This is a genomic window from Mesorhizobium sp. M7A.F.Ca.US.008.03.1.1, from assembly GCF_003997495.1.
Lineage (GTDB): Bacteria > Pseudomonadota > Alphaproteobacteria > Rhizobiales > Rhizobiaceae > Mesorhizobium.
In genome coordinates, this window is record NZ_RZRU01000012.1 from 1 (window position 1) to 17,205 (window position 17,205).

21 protein-coding genes are annotated in these 17,205 nt (G+C 62.9%); 11 read left to right on the forward strand and 10 right to left on the reverse strand.

All coding sequences use genetic code 11. The features are described from left to right. The coding region (locus EOA16_RS17710) for an FAD-dependent oxidoreductase (protein WP_127259435.1) at positions 1 to 1,160 on the forward strand (1,160 nt) is incomplete at its 5' end. Positions 1,161 to 1,280: 120 nt separating this feature from the next. Here the strand turns inward: EOA16_RS17710 and EOA16_RS17715 are convergent. The 6 genes from EOA16_RS17715 to hslV form a co-directional block, all read right to left on the reverse strand. Beyond that, positions 1,281 to 2,240: a DUF1402 family protein gene (locus EOA16_RS17715; RefSeq protein WP_127259436.1), complete on the reverse strand. Its 960-nt coding sequence runs from the start codon at positions 2,238 to 2,240 to the stop codon at positions 1,281 to 1,283. 232 nt (positions 2,241 to 2,472) lie between these two features. Beyond that, complete coding sequence (hslU, locus tag EOA16_RS17720) at positions 2,473 to 3,786, reverse strand: ATP-dependent protease ATPase subunit HslU (protein WP_127259437.1); 1,314 nt, start codon at positions 3,784 to 3,786, stop codon at positions 2,473 to 2,475. 4 nt (positions 3,787 to 3,790) lie between these two features. Next, complete coding sequence (locus tag EOA16_RS17725) at positions 3,791 to 4,336, reverse strand: DUF2585 domain-containing protein (RefSeq protein ID WP_245455973.1); 546 nt, start codon at positions 4,334 to 4,336, stop codon at positions 3,791 to 3,793. 106 nt (positions 4,337 to 4,442) lie between these two features. Continuing rightward, positions 4,443 to 5,603, reverse strand: a complete 1,161-nt coding sequence (locus EOA16_RS17730; protein WP_164754305.1) for a hypothetical protein — start codon at positions 5,601 to 5,603, stop codon at positions 4,443 to 4,445. Then, positions 5,600 to 6,115, reverse strand: coding sequence for a GNAT family N-acetyltransferase (locus EOA16_RS17735; protein WP_127259439.1), 516 nt, complete (start codon positions 6,113 to 6,115; stop codon positions 5,600 to 5,602). Before EOA16_RS17735 ends, EOA16_RS17730 begins: the two co-directional genes overlap by 4 nt. Next, positions 6,105 to 6,656, reverse strand: a complete 552-nt coding sequence (gene hslV / locus EOA16_RS17740) for an ATP-dependent protease subunit HslV (RefSeq protein ID WP_127259440.1) — start codon at positions 6,654 to 6,656, stop codon at positions 6,105 to 6,107. The genes EOA16_RS17735 and hslV overlap by 11 nt, the downstream gene beginning before the upstream one ends. A 242-nt stretch (positions 6,657 to 6,898) precedes the next feature. On the opposite strand from hslV, the gene hisB reads away from it, so the two are divergent. The 9 genes from hisB to coaA all read left to right on the forward strand — a co-directional run bounded on the left by hisB (position 6,899) and on the right by coaA (position 12,681). Continuing rightward, the gene (hisB, locus tag EOA16_RS17745; protein ID WP_127259441.1) at positions 6,899 to 7,498 is read left to right on the forward strand and encodes an imidazoleglycerol-phosphate dehydratase HisB; all 600 of its coding nucleotides are present in this window, start codon (positions 6,899 to 6,901) and stop codon (positions 7,496 to 7,498) included. Positions 7,499 to 7,502: 4 nt separating this feature from the next. Beyond that, positions 7,503 to 7,979 carry a DUF2628 domain-containing protein gene (locus EOA16_RS17750; RefSeq protein ID WP_127259442.1) on the forward strand — a complete coding sequence of 159 codons (477 nt, stop codon included), beginning with the start codon at positions 7,503 to 7,505 and terminating at the stop codon, positions 7,977 to 7,979. Between the two features lies 1 nt (position 7,980). Further along, positions 7,981 to 8,631: an imidazole glycerol phosphate synthase subunit HisH gene (hisH, locus tag EOA16_RS17755; RefSeq protein ID WP_127259443.1), complete on the forward strand. Its 651-nt coding sequence runs from the start codon at positions 7,981 to 7,983 to the stop codon at positions 8,629 to 8,631. Between the two features lie 5 nt (positions 8,632 to 8,636). Continuing rightward, entirely contained in the window at positions 8,637 to 8,927 is a 291-nt protein-coding gene (locus tag EOA16_RS17760) for a DUF1330 domain-containing protein (RefSeq protein WP_013528347.1), read from the forward strand. Positions 8,928 to 8,931: 4 nt separating this feature from the next. Next, a complete protein-coding gene (hisA, locus tag EOA16_RS17765; RefSeq protein ID WP_127259444.1) occupies positions 8,932 to 9,681 on the forward strand; it encodes a 1-(5-phosphoribosyl)-5-[(5-phosphoribosylamino)methylideneamino]imidazole-4-carboxamide isomerase in 750 nt (249 codons plus the stop codon). Further along, entirely contained in the window at positions 9,678 to 10,514 is an 837-nt protein-coding gene (locus EOA16_RS17770; protein ID WP_127259445.1) for an arginase family protein, read from the forward strand. The genes hisA and EOA16_RS17770 overlap by 4 nt, the downstream gene beginning before the upstream one ends. Continuing rightward, positions 10,511 to 11,305: an imidazole glycerol phosphate synthase subunit HisF gene (gene hisF, locus EOA16_RS17775; RefSeq protein WP_164754315.1), complete on the forward strand. Its 795-nt coding sequence runs from the start codon at positions 10,511 to 10,513 to the stop codon at positions 11,303 to 11,305. The genes EOA16_RS17770 and hisF overlap by 4 nt, the downstream gene beginning before the upstream one ends. A gap of 69 nt (positions 11,306 to 11,374) precedes the next feature. Next, positions 11,375 to 11,698 carry a phosphoribosyl-ATP diphosphatase gene (locus tag EOA16_RS17780; protein WP_127259447.1) on the forward strand — a complete coding sequence of 108 codons (324 nt, stop codon included), beginning with the start codon at positions 11,375 to 11,377 and terminating at the stop codon, positions 11,696 to 11,698. Positions 11,699 to 11,721: 23 nt separating this feature from the next. Continuing rightward, positions 11,722 to 12,681 (forward strand): type I pantothenate kinase, encoded by a 960-nt coding sequence (gene coaA / locus EOA16_RS17785; protein ID WP_127259448.1) that lies wholly within the window; start codon positions 11,722 to 11,724, stop codon positions 12,679 to 12,681. Here the strand turns inward: coaA and EOA16_RS17790 are convergent. The 4 genes from EOA16_RS17790 to EOA16_RS17805 all read right to left on the reverse strand — a co-directional run bounded on the left by EOA16_RS17790 (position 12,668) and on the right by EOA16_RS17805 (position 16,112). Then, complete coding sequence (locus EOA16_RS17790) at positions 12,668 to 13,297, reverse strand: alpha-ketoglutarate-dependent dioxygenase AlkB (protein ID WP_127259449.1); 630 nt, start codon at positions 13,295 to 13,297, stop codon at positions 12,668 to 12,670. The genes coaA and EOA16_RS17790 overlap by 14 nt on opposite strands. Positions 13,298 to 13,399: 102 nt before the next feature. Then, positions 13,400 to 13,873 (reverse strand): peptidoglycan-binding protein LysM, encoded by a 474-nt coding sequence (gene lysM / locus EOA16_RS17795; protein WP_127259450.1) that lies wholly within the window; start codon positions 13,871 to 13,873, stop codon positions 13,400 to 13,402. Positions 13,874 to 13,962: 89 nt separating this feature from the next. Next, on the reverse strand, positions 13,963 to 14,400 hold the full coding sequence (gene arfB, locus EOA16_RS17800; RefSeq protein WP_024501995.1) for an alternative ribosome rescue aminoacyl-tRNA hydrolase ArfB: 438 nt from the start codon (positions 14,398 to 14,400) through the stop codon (positions 13,963 to 13,965). A gap of 86 nt (positions 14,401 to 14,486) precedes the next feature. Further along, entirely contained in the window at positions 14,487 to 16,112 is a 1,626-nt protein-coding gene (locus EOA16_RS17805; protein WP_127259451.1) for a phosphoenolpyruvate carboxykinase, read from the reverse strand. A 343-nt stretch (positions 16,113 to 16,455) separates the two neighbouring features. On the opposite strand from EOA16_RS17805, the gene EOA16_RS17810 reads away from it, so the two are divergent. Beyond that, complete coding sequence (locus tag EOA16_RS17810; RefSeq protein ID WP_013528337.1) at positions 16,456 to 17,157, forward strand: response regulator transcription factor; 702 nt, start codon at positions 16,456 to 16,458, stop codon at positions 17,155 to 17,157. Positions 17,158 to 17,205 lie beyond the last annotated feature (48 nt).

Below are 17,205 nucleotides of genomic sequence, written 5' to 3' on the forward strand. Positions count from 1 at the left end.
ACCTCGATTATCAGGGGCCGGTGACGCTGGTCGGCGACGAGCCGCATCTGCCTTATGAGCGCCCGCCTCTGTCCAAGGAGGCGATGGCCAGCGATGCGCCCGAGATCAAGGCGATCGCCAGCGACGCAATTCTGGCCGAGAAATCGATCCAGCATGTCCATTCCGTCCAGGCCGTGGCGATCGATCGCGCGGCGCATGCGGTGCGCCTGTCGGACGGATCGGTCCTGCCCTACGACAAGCTCCTGCTGGCAACCGGTTCGACGCCGCGCAAATTGCCGATGCCGGGGTTGGGTCCGCGCTGCGTCTATCTCCGCACCTTTGCCGATGCGCTCGCCATTCGCGCGCATCTGACTGCCGGCAACCGTATCGCCATCATCGGCGGCGGCTTCATCGGCCTCGAACTCGCCGCCGCGGCGCGCAAACTTGGTGCCGCGGTCACGGTCATCGAGGCGCAGCCGCGCATCCTGATGCGCGGCGTGCCGGCGGAGATCGCAGAAATCATCCATGATGCGCATGTCGCCGAGGGCGTCGATATCCTGTGCGGGGATGGCATCGCGTCCATCGCCGACGACGGCAAACAGGTGCGCACCACACTTGCCGGCGGCCGGGAAATCATCGCCGACCTCGCGATCATCGGCATCGGCGCCGTGCCGGTGACCGGGCTTGCGGGGGAAGCCGGCCTGGCGATCGACAACGGCATTGCTGTCGATGCCGAGCTGCGCAGCAGCGATCCCGACATCTTTGCCGCCGGCGATTGCTGCTCGTTTCCGCTCGCCGTCTATGGCGGCCGCCGCGTACGGCTGGAAGCCTGGCGCAACGCCCAGGAACAGGGCGCGCTGGCGGCCAGGAACATGCTCGGTGCCGGCGAGGCGCATGCGGCTGTGCCGTGGTTCTGGTCGGATCAATATGGTCTGTCCCTGCAGATCGCCGGGCTCTCCGACGAAGGCAGCAGCACTGTGCGCCGCGACCTCGGCGACGGCGCTTTCATCCTCTTCCATTTGGCGCAAGACGGCAGGCTGGTGGCGGCCAGCGGCATCGGCCCCGGCAATGCGGTCGCCCGCGACATCAGGCTGGCCGAAATGCTGATCGGCAAGCGCGCGAAGCCGTCACGGGAAGCGTTGGGGTCGCAGGATGTGAAGCTGAAGTCGCTGCTGGCTTGAGCCTACCCTCCCCCTTGTGGGGAGGGTCGCTGCGAAGCAGCGGGGTGGGGGTGCGGCACCGACCCCCACCCGGACCTTCGGTCCGACCTCCCCACAAGGGGGAGGTGAAGGCCCCTGCGCCTAAAACAGCGCCTTCAGCTCCGCCAATTTGTCATTCACCAGCCAGCCATAGTAATTCTCTTCCGGCAGCTTTTCTGGCTCGCCGGCGGCGCGGCGCCTGTCGTTCTCCACCTTCAAGGCATAGGCGCGCTGCTCTGGATTGCCGACATTGTAGAGGGTGGCCGTGACTCCCGGATTGCCCGAAATGTCGAAGCCGGCAATGCTTTTGTAGGCATCGATCGATTTCCTGATCGTCGCGGCGACGTAAGGCAGCGTCAAATCGGGATCCATGATGGTCTTGTAGACCGAATTGGGATCGCCGACGTCGAGCTTCGGCAGGCCGGAAACCTTGTGTACGAGATCGCTCATCTGCAGGGCGGTCAGCGGATTGAGCTGGCCGAGGCCAAAGGTCTGGCCGGCATAATAGGGCTGGAAGAAGGTGGCGCCGAAACGGTCGTCGGGAAAGCTCGTCCCGCCGACGCTCTTGCCGCGAAACGAACGGTTCCACACCTGCTCGCGGCATTCCCACAGATCATAGCTGTCGGACATCCCAGCGCATTTCTTGAATTCCGGCCGCTGCACGAAATCGGTGATGTCCTCGCCGTCATAGGCGAAGGACAGCTTGCTGGAGAGATAGGAGATCGCCTTGACGTAGTAGGTCTGCAGCCGGTCATAGGCATCGACATTGTAGGTGTGCTCGCCGACGATGGCGCCGACGATGTGCAAGGGATCGATGCCGTAGGTGGCGGCTGCCTTCTTGATCTTGCCGCGCAGATCGGCGTCGTTCTGCAGCAGGGCGTAGACCTTGCGATACTTCGCCTGGAAGCTGGTGTTGGTCGCCTGCGTGCGCCGGCTGGAGGCGCCCGGAATGTCGGGCTGCACGGCATTGCGATTTCCCGGCGGCACCAATGTCGCTGCCTCGGCGGCGAACAGCGTCGCCGCCAGCGTCAAGCCGAGAATGACCAGGATAAGTTTTTTCATGCACCCGCCGCCCAAGCAATTCCAGGAAAAGTGTGAAACGATTTTCCGGAATTGCGTCAAACCAAGAGATCGAGAATTGCCGCGCAAACTAGGTAAAGCTCTTGGTCGAGTCGAGAGCGCCCCTTCACCCGGCACTACGAAAGGTGGCCAGATGGTACCATCTGGCCACACATGATTTTGCTTGCCTGAAGATGTTGCCTGGACCGGCGCCGGAACGTTCCGGCGCCGTCGTTCAAAGGATGAACCGCGACAGGTCGGTATTCCTGGACAGATCGCCGACATGCTTTTCCACATAGGCGGCGTCTATGGTGACGCTCGTTCCGTTGCGGTCGGGGGCGTCGTAGGAGATTTCGTCCAGCACCCGTTCCATCACCGTCTGCAGCCGCCTTGCGCCGATATTCTCGACGCTGGCGTTGAGGTCGACGGCGATGCCTGCCAGCGAATCGATGGCGTCGTCGGTGAAGGTCAGGTCGACGCCTTCGGTCTTCATCAGCGCGATATACTGCTTGATCAAGCTGGCCTCTGTCTCGGTCAGGATGCGGACGAAATCGTCCTTCTCCAGCGCCCGCAGTTCGACGCGGATCGGCAGGCGGCCCTGCAATTCCGGCAACAGGTCTGACGGCTTCGAGACGTGAAAGGCGCCGGAGGCGATGAACAGGATGTGGTCGGTCTTCAGCGGTCCGTATTTGGTCGCCACCGTGGTGCCTTCGATCAGCGGCAGCAGGTCGCGCTGCACGCCTTCGCGGGAAACGCCGGCGCCCATGCCGCCTTCACGCGACGCGATCTTGTCGATCTCGTCGAGGAAGACGATGCCGTCATTCTCCGTCGCATCCAGCGCCCGGCGTACCACCTCGTCCTGGTCGAGCAGCTTGTCGGACTCGTCATTGACCAGCAGGTCGTAGGATTCCTTCACCGTCGTCTTGCGCATCTTGGTCTTCTTGCCGCCCATCGCCTTCGACAGCATGTCGTTGATGTTCAGCACGCCGATATTGGCGCCCGGCATGCCGGGGATATCGAAACCGGGCATGCCGCCAGCGCCGGTGTCGGCGACCTCGACCTCGATCTCCTTGTCGTCGAGTTCGCCGTCGCGCAGCTTCTTGCGGAAACTATCGCGGGTGGCCGGGCTCGCCGTCTTGCCGACCAGCGCTTCCAGCACGCGTTCCTCGGCGTTGACGTGGGCGCGCGCCTTGACGTCCTCGCGCATCTTCTCGCGCACGAGGCCGATGGCGATCTCGACCAGATCGCGGATGATCTGTTCGACATCGCGGCCGACATAGCCGACCTCGGTGAACTTGGTCGCCTCGACCTTGACGAAAGGCGCGCCGGCGAGACGTGCCAGGCGGCGCGAAATCTCGGTCTTGCCGACGCCGGTCGGCCCGATCATCAGGATGTTCTTCGGCATCACCTCTTCGCGCATCTGGCCTTCCAGCTGCTGGCGGCGCCAGCGGTTGCGCAAGGCGATGGCCACGGCGCGCTTGGCGTCCTTCTGGCCGATGATGAAGCGGTCGAGTTCCGAAACGATTTCGCGGGGAGAAAATGTGCTCATATCACTAAATTCCACTTTGCCACTGCTTGATGGCCTCGAACGGATGCAGCAGCATGATCACGTTGAGTGTCAGATTGTCCCGGATGAGATAGCCGGTACCGAGTTCGAAGATGATGGCGAGGCTGACGATCACCCATATAGGTAGCCTTCGCGCCATCACAAATCCCAGCACCATGGCCAGTGTGTCGGACACCGAATTGATGATGCTGTCGCCGTAATAGTCGAGCGAGATGGTGCCGGCGCGGTAGCGCTCGATGATGAACGGACTGTTTTCCAGCAACTCCCAGCTGCCCTCGATGAGAACGGCGAATGCCAGCCTCAGTCCGATCGGCGAACGCGGGAACAGGAACCGCGCCAGCGCATAGAACAGGAAGCCGTGGATGATGTGCGAGAACGTGTACCAGTCCGAAATATGCTGGGAATTTTCCGAACTGTTCACCACGCCATGCCAGAGCTTGACGTAGCCGCAGGTGCAGATCGGCGTTCGTCCCATGCCGTAGAGCGCCCCGGCCTGGAAGATGATCAGGGCGAGGACGAGCAGAAGCCCCATCCGCCAGCTGTCTTCATAGGCCGAATAGCTGTTCTCCGTGGCCGGTGTCGTCATCGGTTCATTCCCCCTCGTTTCGCGTCGCCGTGTCGATCATCACAAAGCCTTGTCACGCCTTCAGCGGCGGTAGCCGGCGGATCACGGCAGCCGGCAGGGTGGGTTTGACCACAATCCGCCGGATACGCTGCCAGCCAGCCCCGAACAGAATAATCAGCGCGCCAACAACGACCAGGATCAAGGCAAAAGGCGGGATACCCGTCGAATCGGAGGCGGAATTCACCAGATAATAGATGCCCAGCGAGCCGAAGTAAGCCAATGTAGGAACCAGAAGCGAACGGCGGTCTATGGCAAGCGCGACATAGAGGAAGCCAAGGATCAGAATCGTCAGCATGATGGTTGCATTGGCATCCGGCGCGATATGTCCGAATACGACGTTCTGGCCGGTTGCCATGATAAAGAGCGGATGCACCAGCATGGGCGCCGAGACGACATGCAGCCAGAAGGCGCAATCGGACCAGATCTTGCGTCGATCCCTATCGTAGATGTCAAAAGCCACACCCGTCGCGAACACGATCAGGCCGCAGATCAGCGGCATGTAAAGTGCCGCGCGAAGCAATTCGGGGACATCCTCGAGGCGCGGCGGCGCAATCGCGCCCGTTGTCACCCTGTCATACAGGATTATCGCCGTTTGCAGGAAGGCAAGCAGTGTGAAGGCGATGGCGATAACCCCGGCAATGATGGGGACGCGAAAGCGCCAGAAATAGATCGCCGCCGCAATTATTGCTCCGCCCAGGAACAGATATCCGGCCCGGGACGCCGTCTGGCGCAACGCCAATAGCTGCCAGATAGTCTCCGGCTTGCGTATGCCGAAGCTGGCCTCCACCTGCAGCGCCAGAGCGGCCAGAATGGCGGCCATGAAAATCAGGGCAAGCACGGACGACGATAATTTCATCCGGTGCTGACGCGTGACGATTTCGGCGAGCCCCCAGGCGAAAACCGCGAGGATGCCGGCGATCCAGAATGTCTGGCCTGGAAGCAAGGTGGTGAGCACAAAGAAGAAGCCGGCGCTGAGCAGAACGGTTCCCACTGTGACAAAGAGATCGTTGCCGCCGCCCACCAGCCGCAGGTTTTCCTCGTCATCCTCGTCATCGGGGCGCCTGGCCTCGGGGGCGAGAGCGACCGCACGTTCCATGGCCTCCAACTGATCGCGCAGGGTCTGCGAGATCAAACCTTTCGCGATTGCCTTATCGAGGGTTTCGGCGCTGATCAATTGGGCTCCTGCGTCGCGTCGCGCGCCATCATCAAGGCCGGGCCGTACTCCGATGTTCGGGTGTCAAAGGCAACAAAGCCGGCCTTTTCGTAGGCGCGGATGGCCCGAGCATTGCCCGGATCCGGATCGATGATGACGCGCGGCACGCCTTCCTCGAACAGTTGTTCGACGAACTGGCGCACGATTGCCGAGCCATGGCCGCGCCCGACCAGCTCCGGCACGCCGATCGACACGTCGATGCCGAGCGTGCCGAACGGTTGGTCGGCATAGGGATGGTCGTCTTCCAGATGCGGGTCGTAGCTCTGCAGATAGGCGATCGGCTTGCCGCCGAGCTCGACGATCAGCGGCTCGACGGAAATGCTGTCGATGTGCTCGCGAATGCCGGCGATTTCCGTCTCCGGATCGTCCCACCACTCTGCAACATGCGGCTCGGCGAGCCAGCCGGCGATCATCGGCAGGTCTTTCTCGGTCACCGGCCGAAAATCATAGGTCACCACCTCTTCAGGCGGCATCGAGCGTTTCGATGACGAAACTGTTGTTGGTGTAGACGCAGATGTCGGACGCGATCTGCATCGCCTTGCGGGCGATCTCCTCGGCATCCTTGTCGCTGTCCATCAGCGCCCGTGCCGCCGCCAGCGCGTAATTGCCGCCCGAACCGATGGCCATGACGCCGAATTCGGGTTCGAGCACGTCGCCGGTGCCGGTCAGCGCCAGCGAGACCGACTTGTCGGCCACCAGCATCATCGCTTCCAGCCGGCGCAGATAGCGATCGGTGCGCCAGTCCTTGGCGAGCTCGACGCAGGCGCGCGTCAACTGGTCGGGATATTGTTCGAGCTTGGCTTCGAGCCGCTCCAGCAGCGTGAAGGCGTCGGCGGTGGCGCCGGCGAAGCCGGCGATCACATTGCCGCCCTTGCCGATGCGGCGCACCTTCTTGGCGTTGCCCTTCATGATGGTCTGGCCAAGGCTGACCTGGCCGTCGCCGGCGATCACCACCTTGTTGCCCTTGCGCACCGTCACGATGGTCGTGGCGTGCATGGTCAGTTCATTGGACATTTCCTGGCTCCGAGCAGCGCCATCCCGATAAGGCGATTGGCGCGGTACGAGTAACTTTGATCGGCCATATGTATGCATGGGGCCGGTGATTGCAAATCGCTCTCTGGCAAGGCCGATACCGCTGTCGGAGGCAACTGGCAATCGCCGGATCATGCTGCTAGAAGGCTTTCGTTTTCAAGCCTGCGAGCGCTTGAAGCCTCTGAGCCGGTCACGATGTGGACCTCTGGGACAAGGATAGAGTGATGCCGCCCCGTTCCGCCGAAGCAAGCCGCAAGACCAAGGAAACCGAGATCTCCGTGTCGGTCCATGTCGACGGCTCCGGCAAGTCGGATATCGCCACGGGGGTCGGCTTCTTCGACCATATGCTGGACCAGCTCTCGCGCCATTCCCTGATCGACATGACGGTCAGGGCCAAGGGCGACCTGCACATCGACGATCACCACACGGTCGAGGACACCGGCATCGCGCTTGGCCAGGCGCTGGCCAAGGCACTGGGCGAGCGGCGCGGCATCATGCGTTATGCCTCGATCGACCTTGCCATGGACGAGACGCTGACGCGCGCCGCGATCGACGTGTCCGGCCGTCCCTTCCTGGTCTGGAACGTTTCCTTCTCGTCGCCGAAGATCGGCACCTTCGACACCGAGCTGGTGCGCGAATTCTTCCAGGCGCTGGCACAGAATGCCGGCATCACGCTGCATGTCGCCAACCACTACGGCGCCAACAACCATCACATCGCCGAGACTTGCTTCAAGGCGGTGGCGCGCGCGCTGCGTGCGGCTCTCGAACGCGATCCGCGCCAGCCGGATGCGGTTCCCTCCACCAAGGGATCGTTGAAGGGATAAGGCAATGGCCACCTATGTCGTGATGGAACCGCCAGGCCGCAGCGAAAAGGCCGATGCCACGGCCTTTGTCCGCGATGGCTTCACCTGGCTGGGTCTCCTGGTGCCGCCGCTATGGTTCGCCTGGCATCGGCTGTGGATCGAGGCAGCGCTTGCCTTCGTCGTCATGGGTCTGCTTTCGATGCTGGGCCAGAAGCTCGGCCTTGGTCTGGCCGGGTCGTTGCTGTCGTTGCTGGTTTCGCTCTATGTCGGACTGGAAGGGCAAGGCCTGCGCATCGCGGCACTTCGCCGGCGCGGCTGGCACGAATGGGGCGCGGTCGAAGCCGGTTGGCTCGACGATGCCGACACACGATATGCGCTGGAGGTGGAAGCGCTTGCCGATGAGGTTGTGCCGGCGCCGCGCATGATCCCCGATGCTGCCCTCGCGCGGCCAGCGCAGCCCGGCATGGCGCTGGGGCTGCCCCACATTCCGGGAAGAAGCTGACATGCGGGTTGCGATCATCGACTACGGCTCGGGCAATCTGCGCTCGGCCACCAAGGCTTTCGAGCGCGCCGCGCGTGAAGCCGGTATGTCAGCGGACATCGACCTGACATCGGATGCCGAACGGGTGCGCACGGCCGACCGCATCGTGCTGCCCGGTGTCGGCGCCTATGCCGACTGCGCGGCCGGCCTGCAGGCCGTCGAAGGCATGTGGGAAGCCGTCGAGGAGGTGGCTATCGACAAGGGCAGGCCGTTCCTCGGCATCTGCGTCGGCATGCAGCTGATGTCTGAGCGCGGCCTCGAAAAGACAATTGCCAACGGCTTCGGCTGGATATCGGGCGACGTCAAGGAGATCACGCCGGCGGATCCGGCGCTGAAGATTCCGCAGATCGGCTGGAACACGATCGAGCTCAAGCGCCAGCATCCGCTGTTTGCCGGCATTCCGACCGGCGCAAGCGGGCTGCACGCCTATTTCGTCCATTCCTACCATCTCGATGCGGGCAAGGCGGAAGAGGTTCTGGCGGTCGCCGATTATGGCGGCCCGGTGACGGCGGCCGTCGCTCGCGACAATCTCGTCGGCACGCAGTTCCACCCGGAAAAGAGCCAGGCGCTCGGCCTGGCGCTGATCACCAATTTCCTGCGCTGGAGGCCCTGAAACCCATGAGCAAGAAGGGCTACTGGATGGCGATGGTCGAGGTGACCGATCCGGAAAACTACCCGCTATACATTGCCGCCAACAAAGCGGCTTTCGACAAATATGGCGCAAAATTCCTGACCCGCGGCGGTCAGTCTTCGAGCCCGGAAGGGTCGTCGGGCAATCGCCATGTCATCATCGAGTTCGAGAGCTACGCGGTCGCACTCGCCTGCTTCCATTCGCCCGAATACCAGGCGGCGCTGAAGTTCCGACGCCTCTATTCGACGTCGCATTTCGCCATTGTGGAAGGCGCCTGAACGGATGATCCTTTTCCCCGCCATCGACCTCAAGGATGGCCAGTGCGTGCGCCTCAGGCACGGCGACATGGCCACCGCCACCATCTACAATGACGACCCGGCGGCGCAGGCCAAGGCCTTCGAGCAGCAGGGCTTCGAATGGCTGCATGTCGTCGACCTCAACGGCGCCTTCCAGGGCCAGAGCGTCAACAGCGCGGCGGTCGGCGCCATCCTCAAGGCGACGAAGAGCCCGGTTCAGCTCGGCGGCGGCATCCGCACGCTGGCGCAGATCGAGGACTGGCTCGATCGCGGGTTGGCCCGCGTCATCCTCGGCACGGTGGCGGTGCGTGACCCCGATCTGGTCAAACAGGCCTGCAAGGCGTTTCCGGGCAAGGTGGCCGTCGGCATCGACGCCAAGGGCGGCAAGGTCGCCGTTGAGGGGTGGGCCGAGGCGTCGAGCCTCGGCGTCATCGAACTGGCAAGGAAATTCGAGGGCGCCGGCGTCGCCGCCATCATCTACACCGACATCGACCGCGACGGCGTTTTGACAGGCATCAATTGGGACGCCACCATCGACCTCGCAGATGCCGTGTCGATCCCGGTCATCGCGTCGGGCGGGCTCGCCTCGATCGCCGACATCGTGCGCATGACCATGCCCGATGCGCAAAAGCTCGAAGGCGCCATCTCTGGCCGCGCGCTCTATGACGGCCGCATCGATCCGGCCGAGGCCCTGGCGATCCTGCAAGGCAGGGCGACGGCGGAGACGCGACCGTGAAAATCTCCATCATCCTGGCCTCCTACGACAGCGGCCACTACCATGGCGGCATGGGCCAGGGTCCGGACGCGCTGATATCGGGCGGCCTCGTCGACGCCCTGACCATGGCCGGCCACGACGTTACGGTGGAAGACATCGGCAAGGTAGGAGACATCCAGGAGCGCGAGATTGCCACCGGCTTTGCCGTCTGCAACGCGGTTGCGGTCGAGGTTCGCCTTGCCCTTGGCGCTGGCCGGTTTCCCATCGTCCTTGCCGGAAACTGCCTGACATCAGCCGGTGCTGTCGCCGGCGAAGCCGCCGATGCGATCATCTGGGCCGACCAGCATGGCGATCTCAACACGCCCGAGACATCCATCTATGGCTTTCTCGACGGCATGGCGCTGGCGACGGTGCTTGGCCTGTGCTGGCGGCCGATGGCGTCGGCCATTCCCGGCTTCAAGCCGATCGATCCGTCACGCTGCGTGCTCGTCAACGCCCGCGATCTAGACCCGGCGGAAAAGCAAGTCCTCGAGACATTGCCGATCATCCGGACGGAATGTCCCGGAGTGGCCCAGGCGACCGAAAGACTGAAGGCCGCCGGCGCCAAACGCGTGCACATGCATCTCGACATGGACGTGCACGATCCCCGGGAGTTGCAGGCCAACCGCTACGTCACATCAGGCGGGCCAAGCCCGGAACAGTTGCGCGACGCGGCTTGTGCGATGGCGCTTGCGGTGCCGGTCGTCGGCATCACCGTTTCCGCCTACGATCCGGCCTTCGACGCCCAGGCCGATATTCCGCCACTGGTCGGCCAGTTGCTCAACGATCTCATTGCCACGATAGAGGGCCGCTGATGCTGAAAGCCCGTGTCATCCCCTGTCTCGACGTCAAGAACGGCCGTGTCGTCAAGGGCGTCAACTTCGTCGATCTCGTCGACGCCGGCGATCCGGTCGAGGCGGCCAAGGCCTATGACGCGGCCGGCGCCGACGAACTCTGCTTCCTCGACATCACGGCTTCGTCGGACAATCGCGAGACCATCTTCGACGTCATCGCCCGCACCGCCGAACAATGTTTCATGCCGCTGACCGTTGGTGGCGGCGTGCGCCGGGTCGCCGACATCAGGAAGCTGCTGCTGGCCGGCGCCGACAAGGTGTCGATCAACACGGCCGCGGTGAAGAACCCGGATTTCGTCACTGAGGCCGCCGACAAGTTCGGCAACCAGTGCATCGTCGTCGCCATCGACGCCAAGAAAGTGTCGGGCACCAGTGAGGCCGATCGCTGGGAGATCTTCACCCATGGCGGGCGCGAGAAGACCGGCATCGACGCGGTCGAATTCGCGCGCCAAATGGTCGATCGCGGCGCCGGCGAGATACTGCTGACCTCGATGGATCGTGACGGCACCAAGGCCGGCTACGATATCGCGCTGACCCGCGCGATATCAGACGCGGTGCGCGCGCCGGTCATCGCTTCCGGCGGCGTCGGCACGCTCGATCACATGGTCGAAGGCATTCGCGACGGCCATGCCGGCGCGGTGCTGGCGGCGTCCATCTTCCATTTCGGCACCTACACGATAGCGCAGGCCAAGGCGCATATGGCCGCCGCGGGGCTGCCGATGCGGCTGGACTCTGTGAACAATCGGCCCTAAAGCATGATCCCGAAAAGTGGGAAGCGGTTTCCGGAAAGATCATGCTTAAACAAGCAGATAGATGACGCCATGGCTGAGTTTTCGCTGTCAGATCTTGAAGAAACCATCAGGGAACGCGCCCACTCCGGTGATCCGGACTCGTGGACAGCAAAACTGTTTGCGCGCGGCATCGACAAGGCCGCGCAGAAGCTCGGCGAAGAGGCGGTCGAGACAGTGATTGCCGCCGTCAAGGGCGACAAACAGGCCCTCGTTTCGGAAAGTGCGGATCTTATATATCATTGGCTCGTCGTTCTCGGCCTCTCCGGGGTTCCGCTGAGCGACGTGGTTAGGGAACTCGAAGGCCGCACCGGGCGTTCGGGCATCGCCGAGAAGGCGTCACGGCCCAAGGGCTGATCGCGAGGAGGGCAGGTATCTCGATGGATCAGCTCGCGCCAACCGAGAAATATTCCCCCTTTCGTTTCTTCTCCGCCGATCAATGGTCGCAATTCCGCGCCGACACGCCGCTGACGCTGAGCGCGGACGAATTCCGCCGCCTGCGCTCGCTCAACGATCCGGTCGATCTCGAAGAGGTCACGCGTATCTATCTGTCGCTGTCGCGGCTCTTGTCCGCGCATGTCGAAGCGAGCCAGCTGCTGTTTCGGCAACGCCAGGCCTTCTTCAACGCGGTCGACATCGTCAAGACGCCTTTCATCATCGGCATTGCCGGTTCCGTCGCGGTCGGCAAATCGACCACCGCACGCGTGCTGAAGGAGCTGTTGGCGCGCTGGCCGTCGAGCCCCAAGGTCGATCTCATCACCACCGACGGCTTCCTGCTGCCCAACGAGGTCCTGCGGCGCGAGAACCTGATGGAACGCAAGGGTTTTCCCGACAGTTACGATGTCGGTGCGCTGCTGCGCTTCCTGTCGGGCATCAAGTCGGCGCTGCCCGATGTCCGCGCGCCGGTCTATTCGCACCTGACCTATGACGTCATTCCCGGCGAGTTCGTCACCATCGACCGGCCCGACATATTGATCTTCGAAGGCATCAATGTCCTGCAGCCCGGCAAGCTGCCGCAGGACGGCAAGATCGTGCCTTTCCTGTCCGACTTCTTCGACTTCGCCATCTACATCGATGCCGACGAGAAGCTGATCCACAACTGGTACATTTCCCGCTTCATGCGGCTGCGTGAGACCGCTTTCCGCAACCCGGACTCCTTCTTTCACCGCTACTCGCAGCTGTCGGAGGGTTCGGCGCGCGCCATCGCGGAAGGCCTGTGGACCAACATCAATTTGAAGAATCTGCGCGAGAATATCCTGCCGACACGAGCCCGCGCCGACTTGATCCTGCGCAAGGGCGCCGATCACCTGATCGAGGAAGTGGCGCTCAGGAAGCTGTGACGGCCGGCTTCGTCACCCGTCGCAATGTCAGATTGATCCGCCCACCGTTTTTCAGCAGTGCCGAGGTCGACGGGTAAATCCGGTCGACGCCGTGAAAGCACAGCCGCCCCTCGCCGCCGAGTACCACGACGTCACCGCTTTGCAGCCTGAACGATTTTGTGCCGCCCTCGCGTGTCGTCTGGCCGACCCTGAACAGGCAATCGTCGCCGAGTGAGACGGAGACGACCGGCGCCGAAAAATCGGTTTCGTCGCGGTCCTGATGCAGGCCCATCTTCGCATCCGCGGTGTAGAAATTGATGAGGCAGGCTTCCGGCGGGTGCGGATAGGCGGATACCTGCCGCCACAGCTCAAGCAGCGCCTCCGGGATTGGCGGCCATGGCGAGCCGGTCACCGGGTGCGTCGGCTGGTAGCGATAGCCATGCTCCTTGTCGGTGACCCAGCCGAGCGGGCCGCAATTGGTCATGCGCACGCTCATCTCCTTGCCGGTGCGCGGCATGGCCGGCACGTACAGCGGCGCCTGCTGGACGATGCTTCTCACCTCCTCGACCAGCGCTTCCTGCACGCTGCGTGACAGGTAGGCCGGCATGTGGCGGACGCCTTTGGGCAAAACGAGCACGAGTTAGGTCACCTCCTGGATGGTTCGGAACCGTAAAATGTCACGATCAAATGAAAACGGCGACCCGAAAGCCGCCGCTCTTGTCGAATTGGCAGCCGCCGATCAGGCGAGGTCGGGGATGCGCAGCACCTGGCCCGGATAGATCTTGTCGGGATGGGTCAGCATCGGCTTGTTGGCCTCGAATATGACCGTGTTCTTGACGCCTTGGCCCTTGCCGTAGCTTTTCTCGGCGATCTTCCAGAGATTGTCGCCCTTCTTCACGGTGTAAAAGGTGGGCTCCTTGGCGGGGGCGGCGGCCGTGCCAGGTGCTGGCGCGACCTGCAATTCGTCCGCCTGCACCTTGGAGACGCCGAGCGTGTTGCCGACGGCGATGACCGCCTTCTCGAAGATCGACTGGTCCTTGACCACACCCTTCAGCACCGCCGTATCGCCCTTGACGACGACCTCGACACCATCGGTGCCCAGCTTGTGCGAATCGAGTTCCTTCTTGAGTGTGTCGGCTGTGGGTGCGGCTTCGTCGTCACCGCCGATGCCCAGTTTCTTGCCGACGCTCTTGACGAAATCGAACATGCCCATCGCTGGTCTCCATTGCTGTGGTGGTGATCGCAGCTTGCCATCTGCAACCCAGAATTGGAAGCCACCCGCGCGTTGCAGCTTCGCGGTGCCTAGTCGTTCTCGACCCGGCCGCGCAATTTCTTGATCGTGCCGCGCCCGGCCTTGCTCTTCAGCCGCCGCTCCACGGCGCCTTTCGACGGCCGCGTCTTCTTGCGCGGCGGCGGCGGCGGTTCGGCGGCCTTGGCGACCAGTGCCGTCAGCCGTGCCCGGGCGTCCGCCCGGTTCTGTTCCTGGGTGCGGAAGCGGCCCGCCTCGATGACGATCACACCGTCCTTGGTGGCGCGCTGGCCGGCAAGTTTGATCGTCCGCTCGCGCACGCGCTCCGAAAGACCCGTTGCGTTGGCCGCGTCGAAGCGCAGCTGCACCGCCGTCGCCACCTTGTTGACGTTCTGGCCGCCGGGACCGGACGAGCGGATGAAATCCTCGTGCAGGTCGCCCGGATGGATCACCGCATCGCCTGATATGAAGATGTTGTCGTCGCTCGCCATGCCGCAGTCATGGCGCGGCGGCTCGAAAAAGAAAAGGCCCGATCGAAACCGGACCTTTCAACGGCGGGCTGAGCCCGATGGCGCGATTACTCCGCCGCTTCCTGCATGCGCGGCGCCGCGCCCAGCACCACGGCGTCGACATGGCTTTCGAATTTCTCGAAGTTGACGGCGAACATGCCGACCAGCCTTGCCGCCTGCCGGTCATAGCCGGCCTTGTCCGCCCAGGTCGCCCGGGGGTCCAGAATCATCGGGTCGAGAATGGCGCTGTCGACGCCCGGGACAGCCACCGGCACCTCGAAACCGAAATGAGGGTCGGTGCGGAACTCGGCTGTCTTCAGCGAGCCGTCGAGTGCGGCGGCAAGCAAGGCGCGCGTCGCCTTGATCGGCATGCGCTTGCCGGTGCCGTAGGCGCCGCCGGTCCAGCCGGTGTTGACCAGCCAGCAATCGGAGCCGTGGCGGGCGATCAGCTCGCGCAGCAGATTGCCGTATTCCGATGGATGGCGCGGCATGAACGGCGCGCCGAAACAGGTCGAAAACGTCGCTTCGGGTTCGGTCACGCCCTTTTCGGTTCCGGCCACCTTGGCGGTGTAGCCGGACAGGAAATGATACATCGCCTGCGCCGGGCTCAGCCGCGCGATCGGCGGCATCACGCCGAACGCATCGGCGGTCAGCATGATGATGTTCTTCGGATGACTGGCGCGTCCGGTCTTGCTGGCGTTCGGGATGAAGTCCAGCGGGTAGGCGCAGCGTGTGTTCTCGGTCAGCCTTCCGTCGTTGAAATCCGGCACGCCACCGGCGTCGAGCACGACATTTTCCAGCACCGTGCCGAAGCGCTGCGTGGTGGCGAAGATTTCCGGCTCGGCTTCCGCCGACAGCTTGATCGTCTTGGCGTAGCAGCCGCCTTCGAAATTGAAGATGCCATGTGGTCCCCAGCCATGCTCGTCGTCGCCGATAAGCGTGCGCGCGGGATCGGCCGAGAGTGTCGTCTTGCCGGTGCCCGACAGGCCGAAGAAGATGGCGGCATCGCCGGCCGCACCCTCGTTGGCCGAGCAATGCATGGGCATCACGCCTTTCGCCGGCAGCAGATAGTTGAGCATGGTGAACACCGACTTCTTCATCTCGCCGGCATAGGAGGTGCCGCCGATCAGCACGATCTTGCGGGTGAGATCCACGGCGATCACCGTTTCGGTGCGGCTGCCGTGGCGGAGGGGATCGGCGCGGAAGGACGGCAGATCGACGATCGTCATGTCAGGCACGAACTGTTCGAGTTCGGCGGCATCCGGGCGGATCAGCAGATTGCGGATGAACAGCGAGTGCCAGGCAAATTCGGTGACCACCCTGGTCGGCAGCTTCAGTTCCGCATCGGCGCCGCCGACCAGATCCTGGACATATAGATCCTTGTCCGCGGCATGCGCCTGGAAATCGGCGAGCAGCGTGTCGAACTGGGCCGGCGAGATCGCCTTGTTGTTGTCCCACCAGACATGCGGTTCGGTGTCACCGTTGCGGACGACGAACTTGTCCCTGGGGGAGCGGCCGGTGTGCTGTCCGGTCTCGGCGACCAGCGCGCCATGTGCGGTCAAGCGGGCTTCGCCGCGCCGGATCGATTCCTCATAAAGGGCTGCCGCACCGAAATTATAGCGCACCACGCCGGTGGTTTTCAGGCCGATATGATCGATCGCGCAGGCGGAATTGCGTTTGCCGACTTCCGACATCGAGTGTCCCTCTTGGATTTGCCGCATCTTTGCCGGCACGTTTCCGGCACGCCCACTACGCAGGCTGAGATGGTCAGAACCAGAAAAGCCAAATGATATCAAATCATTAATCGATTTAAATATTTTGAAAGTTGTTTAAATCGTTTATATGTGCAAAAAGTTTCGCGGTTGCCCAAAGGATTGGCGATGTACGTTCGTCCAATCCATATCGAGGTAGGATTGTGGCCGCCGGCATGCCGCGCGTGACAGCGGACAAGGCCTATGCCACATTTTGTACCTAATTTGTCCTGCAAAAGCCCCTTCTCTACGACAGAAGGGACAGCTCATGAGGGAGCCGCTTGAAATGGCAACAATCGCGCTTGTCGATGACGACCGCAACATTCTGACATCGGTGTCGATCGCCCTCGAATCCGAGGGGTATCGCGTCGAGACCTACACGGATGGTGCGTCGGCGCTGGAAGGCCTGGCGGCACGCCCGCCGAATCTTGCCATCCTCGACATCAAGATGCCGCGCATGGACGGCATGGAACTGCTGCGCCGCATGCGTCAGAAGTCCGATCTTCCGGTGATCTTCCTTACCTCCAAGGACGACGAGATTGACGAATTGTTCGGCCTCAAGATGGGCGCCGACGATTTTATCCGCAAACCCTTCTCGCAGCGCCTGCTGGTCGAGCGGGTGCGCGCCGTGCTGCGCCGCGCCAGTGCCCGCGAGGCCGCCGCCAAGACGCCAAGCCAGCAGGCCCGCTCGCTCGAGCGCGGCCAGCTCGTCATGGACCAGGAGCGCCACACCTGCACCTGGAAAGGCGAGCCGGTGACGCTCACCGTCACCGAGTTCCTGATCCTGCATTCGCTGGCGCAGCGTCCCGGTGTCGTAAAAAGCCGTGATGCGCTGATGGATTCGGCTTATGATGAACAGGTCTATGTCGACGATCGCACCATCGACAGCCACATCAAGCGGCTGCGCAAGAAGTTCAAGGCCGTCGACGACGACTTCGAGATGATCGAAACCCTTTACGGAGTCGGATACCGGTTCCGCGAAGCGTAATGATGCATGTCGCCCAAAAGTGGCCCCGGTTTTGGGACCACGACATGC

What these genes read in the sequence shown, in the direction of transcription:
- EOA16_RS17715 (WP_127259436.1), bottom strand. Translation starts at nt 2,240, where the DNA reads ATGAAAAAACTTATCCTGGTCATTCTCGGCTTGACGCTGGCGGCGACG.
- hslU (WP_127259437.1), bottom strand. Translation starts at nt 3,786, where the DNA reads ATGAGCACATTTTCTCCCCGCGAAATCGTTTCGGAACTCGACCGCTTC.
- EOA16_RS17725 (WP_245455973.1), bottom strand. Translation starts at nt 4,336, where the DNA reads ATGGGGCTTCTGCTCGTCCTCGCCCTGATCATCTTCCAGGCCGGGGCG.
- EOA16_RS17735 (WP_127259439.1), bottom strand. Translation starts at nt 6,115, where the DNA reads ATGCCGCCTGAAGAGGTGGTGACCTATGATTTTCGGCCGGTGACCGAG.
- hslV (WP_127259440.1), bottom strand. Translation starts at nt 6,656, where the DNA reads ATGTCCAATGAACTGACCATGCACGCCACGACCATCGTGACGGTGCGC.
- hisB (WP_127259441.1), top strand. Translation starts at nt 6,899, where the DNA reads ATGCCGCCCCGTTCCGCCGAAGCAAGCCGCAAGACCAAGGAAACCGAG.
- EOA16_RS17750 (WP_127259442.1), top strand. Translation starts at nt 7,503, where the DNA reads ATGGCCACCTATGTCGTGATGGAACCGCCAGGCCGCAGCGAAAAGGCC.
- hisH (WP_127259443.1), top strand. Translation starts at nt 7,981, where the DNA reads ATGCGGGTTGCGATCATCGACTACGGCTCGGGCAATCTGCGCTCGGCC.
- EOA16_RS17760 (WP_013528347.1), top strand. Translation starts at nt 8,637, where the DNA reads ATGAGCAAGAAGGGCTACTGGATGGCGATGGTCGAGGTGACCGATCCG.
- hisA (WP_127259444.1), top strand. Translation starts at nt 8,932, where the DNA reads ATGATCCTTTTCCCCGCCATCGACCTCAAGGATGGCCAGTGCGTGCGC.
- EOA16_RS17780 (WP_127259447.1), top strand. Translation starts at nt 11,375, where the DNA reads ATGGCTGAGTTTTCGCTGTCAGATCTTGAAGAAACCATCAGGGAACGC.
- coaA (WP_127259448.1), top strand. Translation starts at nt 11,722, where the DNA reads ATGGATCAGCTCGCGCCAACCGAGAAATATTCCCCCTTTCGTTTCTTC.
- lysM (WP_127259450.1), bottom strand. Translation starts at nt 13,873, where the DNA reads ATGGGCATGTTCGATTTCGTCAAGAGCGTCGGCAAGAAACTGGGCATC.
- arfB (WP_024501995.1), bottom strand. Translation starts at nt 14,400, where the DNA reads ATGGCGAGCGACGACAACATCTTCATATCAGGCGATGCGGTGATCCAT.
- EOA16_RS17805 (WP_127259451.1), bottom strand. Translation starts at nt 16,112, where the DNA reads ATGTCGGAAGTCGGCAAACGCAATTCCGCCTGCGCGATCGATCATATC.
- EOA16_RS17810 (WP_013528337.1), top strand. Translation starts at nt 16,456, where the DNA reads ATGGCAACAATCGCGCTTGTCGATGACGACCGCAACATTCTGACATCG.